This is a genomic window from Pseudomonas fragi (genome assembly GCF_002269505.1).
Classification (GTDB): domain Bacteria; phylum Pseudomonadota; class Gammaproteobacteria; order Pseudomonadales; family Pseudomonadaceae; genus Aquipseudomonas; species Aquipseudomonas fragi_D.
This window is the reverse complement of record NZ_NQKQ01000001.1, coordinates 502235-519003: the sequence shown is the minus strand read 5'-3', so window position 1 is coordinate 519003 and position 16769 is coordinate 502235. Positions and strand designations below refer to the sequence as shown.

Here is a 16769-nt window from a genome sequence, read left to right as displayed (position 1 = left end):
CTAGTATGAGCCGCACTCACTTCAGCCAGGAGGTAAACCATGTCGGCCAATAAGAAGCCCGTAAATACGCCGTTGCACTTGCTCCAACAGCTCTCAGGCAGTCTGCTTGAGCATTTGGAAAACGCTTGCTCCCAAGCGTTGGCTGATGCTGAGAAATTGCTCGCCAAGCTTGAAAAGCAGCGCGGTAAAGCGCAGGAAAAACTGCACAAGTCCCGTGCAAAATTGCAGGACGCCGCCAACGCTGGCAAATCCAAGGCTCAGGCCAAGGCCAAGGCTGGGGTCAAAGAGCTTGAGCAACTGCTCGACTCGCTCAAAGACCGTCAAAGCGAAACTCGCACTTATATCCTGCAACTCAAGCGCGATGCGCAAGAAAGCCTGAAGTTGGCCCAAGGTATCGGTCGCGTCAAAGAGGCGGTTGGCAAGGCCTTGTCGAGCCGTGATGCCAAGCCTGCAGCGGCGGCGAAAAAACCGGCTGCCAAAGCTGTTGCCAAGGCCCCGGCCAAAGCAGCTGCCAAGCCCGCCGCCACAGTGGCAGCGGCTAAACCTGCGGCCAAACCAGTTGTGGCAAAAACCGCAGCGGCCAAGCCTGCAGCGGCCAAAACGGCTGCGGCAAAACCAACCGCCAAACCCGCAGCGACCAAACCGGTAGCCGCTAAAGCGCCAGTGAAAGCCCCGGTAAAAGTCGCGGCCAAACCTGCAGCTAAACCTGCAGCGGCCAAGCCTGCGGCCAAACCTGCTGCCAAGCCCGTTGCGGCCAAGCCTGCAGCCAAACCCGCAGCAGCCAAGCCTGCCGTGAGAAGGCCAGCCGCCAAGCCAGCCGCGACACCAGCCAAGCCCGCAGTGACCTCCGCAGCCGCGGCACCTGCTGCAGCCCCTGCGCCGGCCCCGGCTACCGCTACAAACTCGGCTACGACCCCGGCCAGCGCTTCTTAAGCGCGATTGATTGCGACGCGCAGCGTATGCAGCGCGTCGCAATCAGGGTGACCGGCATCGTCCGCCACTTTCTGCAGCCAAGCGCAAGTATCCTGCGATTGGGTTTGCGTCCAGCCCTGAGTCACTGACTCCAGGCGCCGCAACAAAGTCCGCTCTGCTTCCAGCTCCAATGCCTTGACCTGCACGCGCAGCGCTGCCAGCGCATCGTCGTGGGCGGCCGCTTCGCGCCAATGTGTGCGCAGTCGCCGTAACGGCTGCACCACCTCGCGCTGCCAGGGGCCGGCACAGGCGTTCAGCTGGTCAAGGCGCACCTCATCGCACGCCACGCCGCGTGCCTCAAGCCAGGCCGCACACAGCAGCACGCACACATCCAGGCCCTGGTCTTGCAAGTGCAGGCAGGCCTGCTCCACTCCAGGGCGGGCATAGAGGCTCAAACAGTAATTCCACAGGTCAGTCTGCATAGTGCAATTCGCGCCAGTTGAGAGGGAAGCTGGTAGACTCCGCCGCCATTATGATCCGACTTCAGAACCTGACTTTACAGCGTGGTCCGCAACGTCTGCTAGAAGACGCCGAGCTGACCCTGCACGCCGGCCATAAAGCCGGTCTGGTCGGCGCCAATGGCGCCGGTAAATCCACTTTGTTCGCCTTGCTGCTGGGTGAGTTGACGCCTGATTCCGGGGATTGTCTGCTCCCGGCTGACTGGCGGATCGCTCATATGCGCCAGGAAATCGACACCCTCGACCGCATCGCGATCGACTACGTGCTCGATGGCGACCAGCGCTTGCGCAAGGTACAAGCCGATCTGGCCAAGGCCGAGGCCGACGAAGACGGTGCCGCACAGGCGCGCCTGCACGCCGAGCTGGACAGCGCCGACGGCTACACCGCCGATGCGCGGGCACGCAAAATGCTCGCCGGGCTGGGCTTTACCAACGAACAGATGGACCGCCCGGTTGCCGACTTTTCCGGTGGTTGGCGGATGCGCCTCAACCTGGCGCAGGCCCTGATGTGCCCGTCGGATCTGTTGTTGCTCGATGAGCCGACCAACCACCTGGATCTCGACGCCATCCTGTGGCTTGAAGACTTCCTCAAGAACTACCCCGGCACCTTGCTGCTGATCTCTCACGATCGGGACTTCCTCGATGCCGTGGTCGACAACATCGCCCACGTTGATCAGCGCAAGATCACCCTCTACCGCGGTGGTTACAGCGCATTTGAACGGGCCCGTGCCGAACGTCTGGCCCAGCAACAGCAGGCCTACGAGAAGCAGCAGGCGCAACGTGCGCACATGGAAAGCTACATCGCCCGCTTCAAGGCCCAGGCCACCAAGGCCCGTCAGGCGCAAAGCCGGATCAAGGCCCTTGAGCGCATGGAAGAACTGAGCGCGGCCCATGTCGATTCGCCGTTCGACTTCGTGTTCCGCGAGGCGGTCAAGCTTTCCAGCCCGCTACTGGACTTGTCCGATGCCCGTCTAGGCTATGGCGACAAAACCATTCTGGAGAAGGTCAAGCTGCAACTGGTTCCGGGCGCCCGTATCGGCTTGCTCGGGCCGAATGGCGCGGGTAAATCGACCCTGATCAAAAACCTCGCAGGCGAACTGGAGCCGTTGTCGGGTCGGTTGGCCCGTGGCGAGAATCTGGTCGTCGGTTACTTTGCCCAGCACCAGCTCGACTCGCTGGACTCCAAGGCCAGCCCGTTGCTGCATATGCAGCGTCTGGCGCCGACCGAGCGTGAGCAGACCCTGCGCGACTTCCTGGGTGGTTTCGACTTCCGTGGTGCGCGTATTGACGAGCCGGTACTTAATTTCTCCGGCGGCGAAAAAGCCCGCCTGGCACTGGCGCTGATTGCCTGGGGCCGGCCTAACCTGCTGCTGCTCGACGAACCGACCAACCACCTCGACCTCGAAATGCGTCTGGCGCTGACCATGGCCTTGCAAGAGTTCAGCGGCGCAGTGCTGGTGGTGTCTCACGATCGGCATTTGCTCAAGAGCACCACGGATGAGTTCCTGCTGGTTGCCGATGGCAAGGTTCAGGAGTTCGACGGCGACCTGGAAGACTATGCCCGCTGGCTGGCCGACTACCGTTTACGCAATGCGCCGGTCAGCACCACGCTGGTCAACCCTGACAAAACCGATAAAAAGGCTCAACGTCAGGCCGCTGCAGCGTTGCGTCAGCAGTTGGCGCCGCATAAACGCGAAGCCGACAAGCTTGAAAGCGAGCTGGGCAAGGTCAACGAAAAGCTGGCAAAAATCGAAACCAGCCTGGGCGACAGTGCCGTTTACGAAGCTGCGCGCAAAGATGAATTGCGTGATCTGCTGGCGGAACAGGCCAAGCTCAAAGTGCTCGAAAGCCAGTTGGAAGAGCGCTGGATGGAAGCGCTGGAATTGCTTGAGTCCATGCAAGCAGAGCTGGAAGCCCTGTCCTGATGGAAGCCCTACACTTGCCAGTGCCCGCCGAACTGATCGCACCGCTGTGGATTGGTGTGCAGATTCTGCTGATTCTGTTGGCGGGCTATTTCTCGCAGCGTGTTGTGGCGCGATTCCTTACCCGTCTGGGCGAGCGCTACCCGTTTCCGCCGCAACTGATGATGCCGCTGCGCGGCGTCTTGCGCTGGTTCATCATGGGCAGCGCAGTGATCGTTGTGCTGGAGCGTCTGGGGGTTTCGGCCACCGTGTTGTGGACGGCGCTGTCGGGCTTTGTGGCGGTAGCGGCAATTGCCTTCTTCGCCATGTGGAGCGTGCTTTCCAATCTGCTTTGTGCCGTGTTGATCTTTACCGTGGGGCCGTTTCGCATTGGCGACGTGGTGGAGTTACTCGACACGCTGGACAAGCCCGGCGTCAAAGGCCGTGTGGTGGCCATCAACCTGCTTTACACCACGCTGATCGAGCCCGCTGAATCGGGTAGCGGTAGCAGCATGGTGCAAGTCCCCAACAGCCTGTTCTTCCAGCGCTCGGTACGCCGCTGGCGGGAAAGCGATCTCTGATTGTCACTGTGGCAGGCTTGCTCGCAATTGGATCGATGGGGGCATTCAGCCAGACCGCGTCGTCTGTATCGCGAGCAAGCCCGCTCCCACAGAGTCAGTTGCAACCTCAAAAAACTGTGGTCAATTTTCAACCAACGCATTAGCTTAAGGGACTTGTTACAGATCTTGTCCGAGGTGTGCGATGTCGTTGGAAACGTGGTTGGCCTTTTTTGCTGCCTGTTGGGTAATCAGCCTGTCCCCCGGCGCCGGTGCGATTGCCTCGATGTCGTGCGGTCTGCAGTACGGCTTCTGGCGCGGTTACTGGAACGCCCTGGGCCTGCAACTGGGCCTGGCGCTGCAAATTGCCATTGTCGCCGCCGGGGTTGGCGCCATACTCGCGGCCTCATCCACGGCCTTCTACGCGATCAAATGGTTCGGCGTGGCCTATCTTGTGTACCTCGCCGTCAAACAATGGCGGGCCCTGCCAGCTGACCTGAGCGATGACGCTGCTGTGCGACCCATCGGCAAGCCGCTGGCGCTGGTATTTCGCGGCTTTCTGGTCAACGTCAGCAACCCCAAGGCGCTGGTTTTCATGCTCGCCGTGCTGCCGCAGTTCGTCAACCCGGCAGAGCCACTGGTGTCCCAATACCTGACGTTGGGTGTGACGATGATTTGCGTCGATCTGGTGGTCATGGCCGGTTACACCGGTTTGGCGTCCAAGGTCCTGCGCTTGTTGCGCACCCCCAAGCAGCAGCGCCGCATGAACCGTACTTTTGCCGGTCTGTTTGTTGGCGCAGCGGGTTTTCTGGCGACGTTGCATCGCGCTACCGTCTAAAGGCCTTGAGTCGGGATGATGGGAAGTGAACAATATGTTACTTCTCATTTCCATCCGGATTGATCGATGACCTCCCGCTCGCGTTTTTTGGCATGGCTCCTGTTGCCCGTGCTTGCGTTTTGCAGCCTGGCTGCTTCTGCCAACTCCCCGGAAGGCGCCTCTCAGGCGCTGCACCTGATTGACTATATCGGTGCGGACTACCCGCCCACGGTTGAAAACGGCAAGGTCATCGACGAGACCGAGTACCGCGAGCAGCTTGAGTTTCTGGCTGTACTCAAAGGACTGATCGCTGACTTGCCGCAACGCCCTGAGCGTGACGAACTGGTGCAGGGCGTGAATGCTCTGCAAACGGCCATCGAAAAGCGTGAAGACGGCACCGCTGTTGCCCGTGAAGCCCGGCAATTGGGGGCCAAACTGGCCGTGGCCTATGAGGTCAGCCAGGCTCCGGCAATTACCCCGGACCCGACCCGCGGTGCGCCGTTGTACGCGCAGCATTGTTCGGTGTGTCACGGTGAAACCGGCGCCGGTGATGGCCCGGCAAGTGTGGGCATGACGCCACCCCCGGCCAACTTGCGCGATGGCCAGCGCCTGGACCGCCTGAGCCTCTACGCGATCTACAACACCCTTGGCCTGGGGGTTGAAGGCACCGACATGCCTTCGTTCGCTGATCAGCTGGACGAGCGTCAGCGCTGGGACCTGGCCACCTACATCGCCGGGCTGAGTGCCGACCCGAGTGCCATCAAGGCAGACAAAACCTACAACCTGGCGGACCTCGCCCGTCAAACCCCGAATGAAGTGCTGGCGGCTGAAGGCCCCGAGGCGACCGCCACGTTCCGTGCCCAGCGGGCGCAACCGCCGCTAGTCAAACGCGGCCCGGCGCAGTTGCTCGACTACACCAGCGCCACCCTGGATAAAAGCCTGGCGGCTTACCGCGCCGGTGACCGTGAGCAAGCCTACGACCTGTCGGTGGCGGCTTATCTGGAAGGTTTTGAACTCGTTGAAAGTTCGCTGGATAACGTTGACGCCAATGTGCGCAAAAACACTGAAAAAGCCCTGATGGCCTATCGGCAATCGCTGCAGGACGGCTTGCCGATCGAGCAGGTCGAACAGCGACTGGAAGCGGCCAAAGTCTTGCTCAAGGAATCTGCCGGGCTGCTGGGCAGCGATGGCCTGAGCTGGACCTTGAGCTATGTCTCCGGGCTGTTGATTTTGCTGCGTGAAGGCCTGGAAGCGATTCTAGTTCTGGCCGCGATCCTGGCTTTCCTGCGCAATACCGGTCAGCAATCGGCGGTGCGCAGTGTCAACGTCGGCTGGGGCCTGGCCCTGGTGGCGGGGCTGGCGACCTGGGCGCTGGCTGCCTATGTCATCGACGTCAGCGGTGCCCAGCGCGAGCTGCTGGAGGGCTGCACAGCCTTGTTCGCCAGCGTCATGGTGCTGTGGCTGGGCGTATGGATGCACGACCGTCGTCACGCCGCCGCGTGGCAGGATTACATCAAAAGCAGTTTGGTCAGTGGCGGCGGTCGTTTTGGCTTCGCGATACTGGCGTTCTTTTCGGTGTACCGCGAACTGTTCGAAGTGATCTTGTTCTACGAAACCCTGTGGCTGCAAGCCGGCCCTGCGGGTCACAACGCGGTATTGGCGGGCGGCGCCACGGCACTGGTATTGCTGATGGGCCTGGCGTGGATCATTCTGCGTGGCTCGGCAAAATTGCCATTGGCGCTGTTTTTCAGCATCAACGCGGCCTTGCTCTGCGCGTTGTCGGTGGTATTCGCGGGGCATGGCGTGAAGGCACTGCAAGAAGCGGGCATCTTCGGCACACGGCCTGTAGCGTTCTTCGACTTCGACTGGTTGGGTATTCACGCAGATGCGTACTCGCTGAGTGCGCAAGCCGTAGCCATTTTGGCAATTATCGTGTTGTACAGCCGTAGCAAAATGGCGGAGAAACGCCGGGTGCAGGCTTAAGCCTTGATGTATTTTCGGTAAGCCTGAGGCTCCCGTTGGGAGCTGGCTTGCCGACGATACGCAGAGCCCGATAATACAGCTCCAACCCGCTGTGTCTGTTTATGTGCCTTCAGCCTCAGTGGGGCTGAAGTCCACACCCGGGCTCAGAAAATCAATGTGATAGCCCGAAGACCCATCGCCTATAGCGACATGCACCCCGCTAATGCCTTCATTCATTTGAGAGTTAATGCGGTAGTCGATAACAGGTGCAATGGACTCGTTAACGCCAACTGCAAACTCTGTCAGGGCTAACCCTCGGGGGCCTGCTGCACACTTCAGTAACTCGGCATGGTCAATATGATTGACGACAAATGAGGTGATGATGTTGTTTTTTACCGTGAGGCGTGCGGTGTGGAGTGCGACTGCTTGGGTTAATTGCTCAAGGGCGATTTTCATTGCGTGGTCCTTTATCAATGGTGCTTTTCTAAGTACGGTAAGAATGCCTGAGACACTCAAGTATCCGTTGACTTGAAACGGACAAGGAGCGCTTGCATTCATATGTGCATAATGGACTTCGAAAAATTCAGCAACCGAGTGAATAAAGTTCTTGGTAATGTCTTCTTCGATCATGGCGTAGGGGGTCGTATGCTCTGAAATCATAACGCTGGCTTCAGAGCAGTCGCCGTGCAAATTAAAGTGCCGATGCTTATCAAGTTTCTCTAATACACTTCGTTGCTTTTTGAGTGCACAGAGAAAATCACTTTTAAGTATTAAGTCGAGACCGTAGCGCGCGCTCTCCACCGAGGCCTCGAACACATGCACCGCACAAAAAATGCTCTGTTTGGCGGGCGTGAGCTTGGCTATTTCAAAGGTTCGCCTGGCGGCCTCATTGCAAAATGAAAAAATAAGACTTTGCTCTGGAAGAGACTCTATTTGATTGAGTGCCTGCGTGGTGAAACCGTCAGCCTTGCACTGATGAAGGAAGGCGATGCTGTCTGAAATAATTCGCATGTCTGTAAAGTTGAAAGGAAGGGTTTTATAAGTCATGGGCTTGTCCTCTCGGGTGTAATGAGTGCCAGTTTTATGTGTAATTAATAAACGTGGCACTCATGTTTACATTGCCCGCTCAGTCAGGTTCATAAGCCCAGGCCAGTGGCGCCCAGCCAAAATTGTCCGGGTCGGAGGTGGTCCGGTTTAATGCTTCTTTTGAAAAAGTAGAATGTGTCATGGTTCTTCCTCTTTATGATGCATGGAAAGTTTATTTATCAGGCGCCTGAGTCACTCAGGACGTGGTCATGTTAGGCAGGGTTGTTAAAAGCTCAAAGCAATAATCATCATGGGGTTATATTGTTTTTTAATTTGTGGGCTCTTGTTAAGTCGGGAGAGCTCTTAGCGTAGGAAATGTATGTAGGTATTGCCTGATAATTGATATTTCATAAGTATTTTGTTGATTTGCCGTTGTGAGTTGTTGGATGTTTATCTGATCGCTTCTATCTGGCCAGTACGCGCTGGTGTTTGCCACGATCTGCATGAGGAATCGTTATGCTTTCATCAAAACAGTATCTTTGCGCACGCTCGGTCAGTGACGCCCTTGAACTGTGTGATCTCACTGAGCTGGAGCATCCAGCGCATGCCATTGGGCTTTTGTTGGGGGAGGTGCTGGAGGGCCTGGTGATACGGGGTTGGCCTGCCGGCAAGATCCTGAGAGGCCCGCGCATTGTTTCTGCTCAAGAGAACTATGGATTGCTTGGTTACGATCCTGCGGAAGTTACATTAGGCAGTGAGCATACGCGCTGGGTAGACGAGCACTCGCTATTGCGCACTCAAACTACCAGCCAAATCCCGCGGGCTTTGCAGCGCATTGCTCAGGACCGCCAAGCAGGAGAGGTCATCCTTTTGGCGGCCCCGGGGATTACTTTCAGGCGGGATAGCCGCGACAGATGGCACTGTGCTGAGCCACATCAAATGGATATTTGGGTTCTCGGTGATCCAGAGCTTTCCACACGCTCACATTTGCTGAAGTTGGTAAGCGACATCCTTGAGTGTTCAGTACCCGATATGGAGTGGGTATACAGCCCCAGCCCGCACCATTACACCGAGGGAGGAATAGAGGTAAACCTGATCTCCCAGGGGCAGCCCGTCGAAGTGCTTGAGTGCGGGTGTATTGCACCTTCACTTTTGCGAAGGCTGGGGATTGATCCTTCCCGGCATGGTGGCCTGGCATTGGGTATGGGTCTGGACCGTTTGACCATGTTGCGCAAGGGCATACCCGATATCCGCTTGTTACGCGATCCTGATAAGCGTGTTCAGGCCCAGATGTATGACTTGCAACCCTGGAAAACCGTTTCGCGGTTGCCCTCAATTACGCGAGATATCTCCCTTGCTGTGACGCCGGGTTTGAGTGAAGAGGTGCTGACCGAAAAAATGTTGCTTGCGGCGGGTGATCGCTCTGTCTGGATTGAGGAAATGCAAGTCATAGGGCGTTGGGCTATAGATGAGTTGCCGGTACAGGCGATCGATCGGCTCGGGCTTTTACCGGGGCAAGAAAACGTTTTGCTGCGGGTTGTATTGCGCGACTGCTCGCGCTCCATTACTACTCTGCAAGCCAATGCTTTATATGAGCGCATTCAGTCTGAGTTGCATGAAGGCGTTGAAGGTGGCGGTTACAAACTCAAAGGCTGAGCCCGTACTCCGTCCTGATTGGCTTGCAGGTGATAGCCTTGGCTCATTTTTCAGGAGTTACTCTCATGCGTGTCTGGATCGACGCAGATGCATGTCCCAAGGCGGCGAAGGATCAGGTCATCAAGTTCGCTCTCAAGCGTCAGTTTGAAGTGGTGCTGGTGGCAGGGCAGAGCCAGATCAAGCCAACCTATGCGCTGGTCAAACTGATTGTGGTGCCCAGCGGCCCGGACGCTGCGGATGACTATCTGGTCGAGCACGCCGTGCCCGGCGAGCTGGTAATTTGCAGCGATGTGCCGCTGGCCGACCGGCTGGTCAAGAAGGGCGTCGCCGCGCTCGACCCGCGGGGCAAGGAGTTTGACTCGCAAAACATGGGCGAACGCCTTGCGGTGCGCAATCTGTTTACCGATCTGCGCGAACAAGGCCAGGTCAGCGGCGGGCAGGGCGCCTATGGCGAGCGCGACAAGCAGGCGTTCGCCAATGCCCTGGACCGGATCCTGACCCGGCTGGCACGGGGCTGATCAGCTTTTTTGAGTAAGCTCCAGTACCCGGTCTACCATTTTGTTGATTCCGGATGCTGCCTCGCTGATGGATTTGGCGAGCATGTAAGCCGGTGTGCTCACCAGCTTGCGCGCCTTGTCTTCGACAATTTCCGATACTTCGCACTCTTGGTGGGAACCGCCCATCTTGGTGACGGCCGCGGCAGTGTCGGCGTCGGTGCCGATGGTGCAGATCACGCCCGGGCCATAAATCTTGGCGGCGATGGCGGGTGATATGCACATCAGGCCAATGGGTTTGCCCGCTTCAGCAAAGGCTTCGGCCAGGCTCAACACCTCTGGCTGGACCGTGCACGCAGCGCCCTGAGTGGCAAAGCTGGAGAGGTTTTTGGCTGCGCCAAACCCGCCCGGTATGATCAGGGCATCAAAATCCTCGACCCTGGCCTCACGAATATCCTTGATCTCGCCCCGGGCAATGCGCGCCGATTCCACCAGCACGTTGCGGGTCTCGGGCATTTGCTCGCCGGTCAGGTGGTTGATGACATGCAGTTGCGCAATGTCGGGGGCAAAGCACTGCACTTTGGCGCCGCGCTGGTCCAGGCGCAGCAGGGTGATCACGCTTTCGTGGATCTCGGCGCCGTCATAGACGCCGCAACCCGAAAGAATGACGGCAACTTTTTTTGTGGTCATGTCGGTCTCCTTGTTCATGGCGTTAATGTCGCCTGATTTGGCGCTTGATGCCATAGGGTTTCGCAGTAAGTACGCCTACGCTTGATGGAATATCGCTCGGGGTGTGCCATGAAGCTGATTTTGTATGCCGTGCCGTTTTTCTTTGTGCTGATTGCTGTCGAGTTGCTGGCGGACCGCTGGCGCGGGATGCGCACTTATCGTCTGGCAGCCACCGTCAGCAGCCTGAGCGCCGGCGTGCTGTCCACCACCACCGGTTTGCTGACCAAGGGCGTAGGCCTTGTCACCTATGCGCTGGCGCTTAACTATCTGGCGCTGCTGCATCTGCCCGAGGACAGCCTGTGGGTCTGGTTGTTTGCTTTTGTGTTCTATGACTTTTGCTACTACTGGCACCATCGCCTCGGGCATGAGCGCAACGTGCTGTGGGCCGCGCATTCGGTGCATCACCAGAGTGAAGACTACAACCTGTCCACCGCCCTGCGCCAAACCAGCACCGGGTTTGTGTTCGGCTGGGTGTTTTACCTGCCAATGGCGGTGCTGGGTGTGCCGCTGTCGGTATTTGTCACGGTGGCCACCGTCAACCTGCTCTATCAGTTCTGGGTTCATACCCGCCATGTGCCCAAGCTGGGCCGGTTCGAGTGGTTCTTTGTGACGCCTTCCAATCATCGTGCTCACCATGCACAGAATGCTCTCTACATGGATCGCAATTACGGCGGAGTGTTCATTGTTTGGGACCGTTTGTTCGGCACCTTTCAGGAAGAGGACGATGCCGAGCCGGTGGTGTTCGGGGTGACTACACCGTTGCAAAGCTGGAACCCGCTGTGGGCCAACTGGCAGTTCTATGGCCAGTTACTGGCTGATGCGCGGCGCACCACACGCTGGCAAGACAAACTGCGCATCTGGTTTATGCCCACAGGCTGGCGCCCGGCGGATGTGGCGGCGAAGTACCCGATGAGCAAGCCGGATTTAAGCCGGTTCGAGAAATTCGAAGTGCCCTTGCCGTTTCGCCAGCAGGTGTACATCGCGTCGCAATTTGCGGTTTATGTGGCCCTGGGCAGTTATTTGCTGAATCTGGGCGAGACGCTGTCGCCCCAAGCGCTGATGCTGGGCTGGGGGTATATGGCGTTGGGGTTGTTTGTGCTGGGGGCAGGCCTGGAGAATCGGCCCTGGGCGTTGAAGCTTGAGTGGTTGCGCCTGGCGCTCAATGTGCCACTGGTCTGGCTGGCCCCTGTGGCGGGGCTGTGGCCGGCCAGCGCATTGGGCTGGGTCGGCCTGTCCAGTTACACCCTGTTGAGCGTGATGGGGCTCTACGTGTGCCGTAACCGCATCACTCGGCTGGCGGGTTGCTGACTTCGGCGTTGCTCTTGTTCTTCTCTTCAAGGGCGGTCTGTCTGGCCAGGCGCGCATTCTTGAAGCGGCGGCGGGCCCACAGGCACAGGCCGAGCAGCAGCAAGGCGCCGAGCACCCACAGCTCATACTTCTTGACGTTGCCCAGCAAGCCTTCGAGCACGGCACCAAAGTGGTAAGCGGCGGTGGCCAGGGCAATGGCCCAGATGGCCGCGCCAATACCGTTGAGCAGCAAATAGCGGCCCGGCGGGTAGCCCGACAGGCCAATTGCCACAGGCATGACGGTACGCAGGCCGTAGACGAAGCGAAAACTCAGGACCCAGATATCCGGGTGCCTGCGAATGTGCTCCAGTGCCTTGTCGCCCATAAGTTGCCAGCGCGGTTTGCGCGCCAACAGTTTGCGGCCGTGCTTGCGCCCCAGGAAGTACCACAGCTGATCTCCGGCATAACTGCCGAGGAACGCCACGATCATGACCAGTTTGAGGTCCATGTATCCGCGGAACGCCAAGAAGCCTGCGAGAACCAGAATGGTCTCACCTTCAAAGAACGTCCCTAGAAACAGGGCGAAGTAGCCGAATTCTTGAAGAAATTGTTGGAGCATTGTCTGGATGCTGGCGAAATGAACGCGCAGCCTACGCCTTAAGGGACGTTCGGGAAAGTATCGAAATGTGACTTTGCGTTAACAAATCCTACAAATCATGTGTATTTGACCTACATCATTAGCGTTGTCATCTAGTGTTCATGGCGAGGCGCTATAACCATGCGCGCAGGTGATTATTGCTTCAAAGCCGTGTCAGAGGCCTTGGAAACAAATTCGTCAAATCGCCCTCTAACCAAGCTCAGGCCCGCATAAAGCGCCTTGGAGCGGTTTAAACCCGCTGGCGTTGATGGCATTCTGGCAACTTGACTGCTGGTGTCGCTTAACTGTTACGAGAGTCAAACCCGCTCTTACAGGAACATTCAATGAATACCGAAGGACTTGCTGAAATCGTTGCCACTGAAGCTCAGCCGATTGTTGAGCCAGTCCCTGAAACCCCGCCTGAACCGCAAGCCCATGCGCCTGCTGCGGCCGAGTCGCACGCGGCGGTGCATCCGGCGATTGCCGTTCCTGGCCTTGATGACAGCAGCCTGTATATCCATCGTGAGTTGTCGCAATTGCAGTTCAACATTCGCGTATTGGAACAAGCGCTGGATGAGTCCTATCCGCTGCTTGAGCGGTTGAAGTTTCTGCTGATTTTTTCCAGCAACCTGGATGAGTTTTTCGAAATTCGTGTCGCGGGCCTGAAGAAGCAAATCACCTTCGCCCGTGAGCAAGCGGGTGCCGATGGCTTGCAGCCGCATCAGGCGCTGGCCCGTATCAGCGAACTGGTCCACGGCCATGTAGATCGCCAGTACGCGATCCTCAACGACATTCTGCTGCCCGAGCTGGAAAAGCATCAGGTGCGCTTTATCCGTCGCCGGCACTGGAACACCAAGATCAAGGCGTGGGTGCGCAAGTTCTTCCGCGACGAAATCGCGCCGATCATCACCCCGATTGGCCTGGACCCGACGCACCCGTTTCCGTTGCTGGTGAACAAGAGCCTGAACTTTATCGTCGAGCTGGAAGGCATCGATGCCTTTGGTCGTGATTCGGGCCTGGCGATCATCCCGGCACCGCGCCTGTTGCCACGCGTGATCAAACTGCCTGAAGACGTGGGCGGGGCAGGAGACAACTATGTGTTCCTGTCGTCGATGATCCACGCGCATGCCGATGACCTGTTTCAAGGCATGAAGGTGAAGGGCTGCTACCAGTTCCGCCTGACCCGTAACGCCGATCTGGCGGTCGATACCGAAGATGTTGAAGACCTGGCCCGCGCGCTGCGTGGCGAGTTGTTCTCACGTCGTTACGGTGACGCCGTGCGCCTGGAAGTTGCCGATACGTGCCCCAAGCACCTGTCCGACTACCTGCTCAAGCAGTTCAGCCTGCACGAAACCGAGCTGTACCAGGTCAATGGCCCGGTCAACCTGACGCGCCTGTTCAGCATCACCAGCCTGGACAGTCACCCGGAGCTGCAATACACGCCGTTTACTCCGGCGATCCCCAAGCTGTTGCAGAACAGCGAGAATATTTTCAGCGTTGTCAGCAAACAGGACATCCTGCTGCTGCACCCGTTCGAGTCGTTTACCCCAGTCGTCGACTTGCTGCGCCAGGCTGCCAAGGATCCGCATGTACTGGCTGTGCGCCAGACCCTGTATCGCAGCGGTGCCAACTCCGAGATCGTTGATGCGCTGGTTGATGCCGCGCGTAACGGTAAGGAAGTGACCGCGGTGATCGAGCTGCGTGCGCGTTTTGACGAAGAGTCCAACCTGCAACTGGCCAGCCGCCTGCAGGCTGCCGGTGCGGTGGTGATCTATGGTGTGGTCGGCTTCAAGACCCACGCCAAGATGATGCTGATTCTGCGCCGTGAGGCGGGGGAGATCGTGCGTTACGCCCACTTGGGTACCGGTAACTACCATGCCGGCAACGCCAAGCTCTACACCGACTACAGCTTGCTGACCTCCGACGATGCACTGTGTGAAGACGTGGGCAAGTTGTTCAGCCAGTTGATCGGCATGGGCAAGACGCTGCGCATGAAAAAACTGCTGCATGCGCCGTTCACCTTGAAAAAGGGCATGCTCGACATGATTGCCCGCGAGACCCAGTTCGCCGTTGAAGGCAAGCCGGCGCATATCATCGCCAAGTTCAACTCGCTGACCGATCCGAAAATCATCCGTGCGCTTTACAAAGCCAGCCAGTCCGGGGTGCGCATTGATCTGGTGGTGCGCGGAATGTGCTGTCTGCGTCCGGGGATTGCGGGCGTCTCGCACAATATTCATGTGCGTTCGATCATCGGCCGCTTCCTGGAGCACACGCGGGTGTTCTACTTCCTCAATGGCGGCGAAGAGCAGATGTTCCTGTCCAGTGCTGACTGGATGGAGCGCAACCTCGATAAGCGTGTTGAAACATGCTTCCCGGTCGAGGGCAAAAAGCTGATTTTGCGGGTTAAGAAGGAGCTTGAGTGCTATTTGACGGACAACACCCACAGCTGGAGCCTGCAGTCGGACGGTCGTTACATTCGTAACACGCCAACCGGCAACCAGAACCCGCGCAGTGCGCAAGCCACGCTGCTTGAGCGTCTGAGCCTGCCGGTACTGGCCGTCAGCACCGGGCCATCGGTATAGCGCTGTAACGACTGTGGGAGCGAGCCTGCTCCCACAGTTGGTCTGAGTTGTGCCCGGTCAGGAAACCGTCAGCACAATCCCGACCCGCGTCAGCCATTGCGCTTCTTGTTCGAAGTCAGCCTGGGTCAGCGGGTTCTGTTCCAGCCAGCCGTCGGGGAAGATCACGTCAAGGTGATCGCCCTCGGCGCGCAGCTTGACCTGCGAGGCTTCCTGGTTGCCACGGATGTGGTAGAACAGGATCGCAAAGCGCAACAGCACGCACAGGCGGATCAGCTTGATGCCGTCTTCGCCAAATTCGGCGAACTTGTCTTTGGGAATATTGCGACGATGACCGCGCACCAGCAGTGCGAGCATTTGCTGGTCTTCACGTGAGAAACCGGCAAGGTCGGAGTGCTCTATCAAGTAGGCGCCGTGCTTGTGGTAGTGATAGTGGGCAATGTCCAGCCCGACTTCATGCACCTTGGCCGCCCAGCCAAGCAGTTCACGCCATATACCGTCCTTGAGGCCCCACGACTTGGCCACTTGATCGAAAGCGCGCAGCGCCTTGCGTTCAACCCGTGCCGCTTGTTCGCGATCAACGTGATAACGGTCCATCAGCGAGCTGAGGGTGCGCTCACGCACGTCTTCGTGGTGATGACGGCCCAGCAGGTCGTAAAGCACGCCTTCGCGCAGAGCGCCGTCACAGTGGTCCATGCGCTGCAGTTCAAGTGCGTCGAAAATCGCTTCAAGAATCGCCAGGCCAGCCGGGAAGATGGTGCGACGGTCAGGCTTGATGCCTTCAAAGTCGATCTTGTCCACTTCGCCCAGCTTGAACAGTTTGCGCTTGAGCCAGGACAGGCCTTCGGCATTCACTTCGCCGTTGCCATGCCCGCCGGCCTTGAGGGCCAGGCCAATGGCCCGAATGGTGCCCGAGGAGCCAATGGCCTCATCCCAGGTCAAACGGTGCAGGGCGTGTTCGATGCTCATGATTTCGAGACGCGCAGCCGTATAGGCCTGGGCGTAGCGCGCCGGGGTGATCTTGCCGTCGCGAAAGTAACGCTGGGTGAAACTGACGCAGCCCATCTGCAGGCTTTCGCGCAGCAGCGGCTCGAAGCGCTGGCCAATGATGAATTCGGTACTGCCGCCGCCGATGTCGGCGACCAGGCGTTTGCCCGGCGTGTCGGCGAGGGTGTGGGACACACCCAGGTAGATCAGGCGCGCTTCCTCACGACCGGAAATGACTTCAACGGTGTGACCCAGGATCTCTTCGGCACGCACGATAAACTCGTTGCGGTTGCGCGCCTCGCGCAGTGCGTTGGTCCCAACAATGCGTACGGCACCCAACGGCATACCGTTGATCAGCTGGGCGAAACGCTTCAGGCAATCGAGCCCGCGCTGCATGGATTCTTCGCTGAGTTTGCGTTCTTCGTCGATCCCGGCGGCTAACTGCACCTTGTCGCCAAGACGCTCAAGTATGCGGATTTCGCCGTTCTGGGCCTTGGCCACCACCATGTGAAAGCTGTTAGAACCCAGATCAATGGCGGCGATCAGGGACGGATTCCTTGCTTGGGATTGGGGCATGGTTGAGGGGTCTCGGTCGATAACCTGAACATCGTGCCACGATCAAAGGCTCGCGCCAACGCGCGATGTCAGATGCATTGATATGGAGCATCAAAGCAATGACGTTAGTTGTTCCGGGACAATTCGTTTTT

14 protein-coding genes are annotated in these 16769 nt (G+C 58.3%); 9 read left to right on the top strand and 5 right to left on the bottom strand.

Annotated elements, in window-relative coordinates; all coding sequences use genetic code 11:
* Positions 1–39: 39 nt before the first annotated feature.
* Positions 40–933 carry an AlgP family protein gene (locus CJU81_RS02290; protein WP_095035336.1) on the top strand — a complete coding sequence of 298 codons (894 nt, stop codon included), beginning with the start codon at positions 40–42 and terminating at the stop codon, positions 931–933.
* Here the strand turns inward: CJU81_RS02290 and CJU81_RS02285 are convergent.
* Positions 930–1394, bottom strand: a complete 465-nt coding sequence (locus CJU81_RS02285; RefSeq protein WP_095035335.1) for a TIGR02444 family protein — start codon at positions 1392–1394, stop codon at positions 930–932. The genes CJU81_RS02290 and CJU81_RS02285 overlap by 4 nt on opposite strands.
* 50 nt (positions 1395–1444) lie before the next feature.
* Between CJU81_RS02285 and CJU81_RS02280 the strand changes: the two genes are divergently transcribed.
* From CJU81_RS02280 to CJU81_RS02265, 4 genes are all read left to right on the top strand, one after another.
* A complete protein-coding gene (locus tag CJU81_RS02280; protein WP_095035334.1) occupies positions 1445–3355 on the top strand; it encodes an ATP-binding cassette domain-containing protein in 1911 nt (636 codons plus the stop codon).
* On the top strand, positions 3355–3912 hold the full coding sequence (locus CJU81_RS02275; protein WP_095035333.1) for a mechanosensitive ion channel family protein: 558 nt from the start codon (positions 3355–3357) through the stop codon (positions 3910–3912). The genes CJU81_RS02280 and CJU81_RS02275 overlap by 1 nt, the downstream gene beginning before the upstream one ends.
* A 181-nt stretch (positions 3913–4093) precedes the next feature.
* Positions 4094–4726, top strand: a complete 633-nt coding sequence (locus tag CJU81_RS02270; RefSeq protein WP_095027863.1) for a LysE family transporter — start codon at positions 4094–4096, stop codon at positions 4724–4726.
* A gap of 66 nt (positions 4727–4792) precedes the next feature.
* On the top strand, positions 4793–6688 hold the full coding sequence (locus CJU81_RS02265; protein WP_095035332.1) for a cytochrome c/FTR1 family iron permease: 1896 nt from the start codon (positions 4793–4795) through the stop codon (positions 6686–6688).
* Between the two features lie 99 nt (positions 6689–6787).
* Here the strand turns inward: CJU81_RS02265 and CJU81_RS02260 are convergent, their stop codons facing one another.
* A complete protein-coding gene (locus CJU81_RS02260; RefSeq protein ID WP_095035331.1) occupies positions 6788–7714 on the bottom strand; it encodes a hypothetical protein in 927 nt (308 codons plus the stop codon).
* 495 nt (positions 7715–8209) lie between these two features.
* Between CJU81_RS02260 and srmL the strand changes: the two genes are divergently transcribed.
* Together srmL and CJU81_RS02250 are read left to right on the top strand one after the other, a co-directional pair.
* On the top strand, positions 8210–9349 hold the full coding sequence (gene srmL / locus CJU81_RS02255; RefSeq protein ID WP_095035330.1) for a PheS-related mystery ligase SrmL: 1140 nt from the start codon (positions 8210–8212) through the stop codon (positions 9347–9349).
* Positions 9350–9414: 65 nt separating this feature from the next.
* A complete protein-coding gene (locus CJU81_RS02250; protein WP_095027867.1) occupies positions 9415–9867 on the top strand; it encodes a YaiI/YqxD family protein in 453 nt (150 codons plus the stop codon).
* Here the strand turns inward: CJU81_RS02250 and elbB are convergent, their stop codons facing one another.
* Positions 9868–10533 carry an isoprenoid biosynthesis glyoxalase ElbB gene (elbB, locus tag CJU81_RS02245; RefSeq protein WP_095035329.1) on the bottom strand — a complete coding sequence of 222 codons (666 nt, stop codon included), beginning with the start codon at positions 10531–10533 and terminating at the stop codon, positions 9868–9870.
* A gap of 108 nt (positions 10534–10641) precedes the next feature.
* On the opposite strand from elbB, the gene CJU81_RS02240 reads away from it, so the two are divergent.
* A complete protein-coding gene (locus tag CJU81_RS02240) occupies positions 10642–11880 on the top strand; it encodes a sterol desaturase family protein (protein WP_095035328.1) in 1239 nt (412 codons plus the stop codon).
* On the opposite strand, the gene CJU81_RS02235 is transcribed toward CJU81_RS02240, so the two are convergent.
* The gene (locus CJU81_RS02235; protein WP_095035327.1) at positions 11858–12478 is read right to left on the bottom strand and encodes a DedA family protein; all 621 of its coding nucleotides are present in this window, start codon (positions 12476–12478) and stop codon (positions 11858–11860) included. The genes CJU81_RS02240 and CJU81_RS02235 overlap by 23 nt on opposite strands.
* A 362-nt stretch (positions 12479–12840) precedes the next feature.
* Between CJU81_RS02235 and ppk1 the strand changes: the two genes are divergently transcribed.
* Complete coding sequence (gene ppk1, locus CJU81_RS02230) at positions 12841–15078, top strand: polyphosphate kinase 1 (RefSeq protein ID WP_095027871.1); 2238 nt, start codon at positions 12841–12843, stop codon at positions 15076–15078.
* Positions 15079–15135: 57 nt separating this feature from the next.
* On the opposite strand, the gene ppx is transcribed toward ppk1, so the two are convergent.
* Positions 15136–16638 (bottom strand): exopolyphosphatase, encoded by a 1503-nt coding sequence (gene ppx, locus CJU81_RS02225; RefSeq protein ID WP_095035326.1) that lies wholly within the window; start codon positions 16636–16638, stop codon positions 15136–15138.
* Positions 16639–16769 lie beyond the last annotated feature (131 nt).

Bases quoted from the DNA above. Each gene is read 5' to 3' on its own strand.
- CJU81_RS02290 (WP_095035336.1), top strand. From the start codon at position 40: ATGTCGGCCAATAAGAAGCCCGTAAATACGCCGTTGCACTTGCTCCAA.
- CJU81_RS02285 (WP_095035335.1), bottom strand. From the start codon at position 1,394: ATGCAGACTGACCTGTGGAATTACTGTTTGAGCCTCTATGCCCGCCCT.
- CJU81_RS02280 (WP_095035334.1), top strand. From the start codon at position 1,445: ATGATCCGACTTCAGAACCTGACTTTACAGCGTGGTCCGCAACGTCTG.
- CJU81_RS02275 (WP_095035333.1), top strand. From the start codon at position 3,355: ATGGAAGCCCTACACTTGCCAGTGCCCGCCGAACTGATCGCACCGCTG.
- CJU81_RS02270 (WP_095027863.1), top strand. From the start codon at position 4,094: ATGTCGTTGGAAACGTGGTTGGCCTTTTTTGCTGCCTGTTGGGTAATC.
- CJU81_RS02265 (WP_095035332.1), top strand. From the start codon at position 4,793: ATGACCTCCCGCTCGCGTTTTTTGGCATGGCTCCTGTTGCCCGTGCTT.
- CJU81_RS02260 (WP_095035331.1), bottom strand. From the start codon at position 7,714: ATGACTTATAAAACCCTTCCTTTCAACTTTACAGACATGCGAATTATT.
- srmL (WP_095035330.1), top strand. From the start codon at position 8,210: ATGCTTTCATCAAAACAGTATCTTTGCGCACGCTCGGTCAGTGACGCC.
- CJU81_RS02250 (WP_095027867.1), top strand. From the start codon at position 9,415: ATGCGTGTCTGGATCGACGCAGATGCATGTCCCAAGGCGGCGAAGGAT.
- elbB (WP_095035329.1), bottom strand. From the start codon at position 10,533: ATGACCACAAAAAAAGTTGCCGTCATTCTTTCGGGTTGCGGCGTCTAT.
- CJU81_RS02240 (WP_095035328.1), top strand. From the start codon at position 10,642: ATGAAGCTGATTTTGTATGCCGTGCCGTTTTTCTTTGTGCTGATTGCT.
- CJU81_RS02235 (WP_095035327.1), bottom strand. From the start codon at position 12,478: ATGCTCCAACAATTTCTTCAAGAATTCGGCTACTTCGCCCTGTTTCTA.
- ppk1 (WP_095027871.1), top strand. From the start codon at position 12,841: ATGAATACCGAAGGACTTGCTGAAATCGTTGCCACTGAAGCTCAGCCG.
- ppx (WP_095035326.1), bottom strand. From the start codon at position 16,638: ATGCCCCAATCCCAAGCAAGGAATCCGTCCCTGATCGCCGCCATTGAT.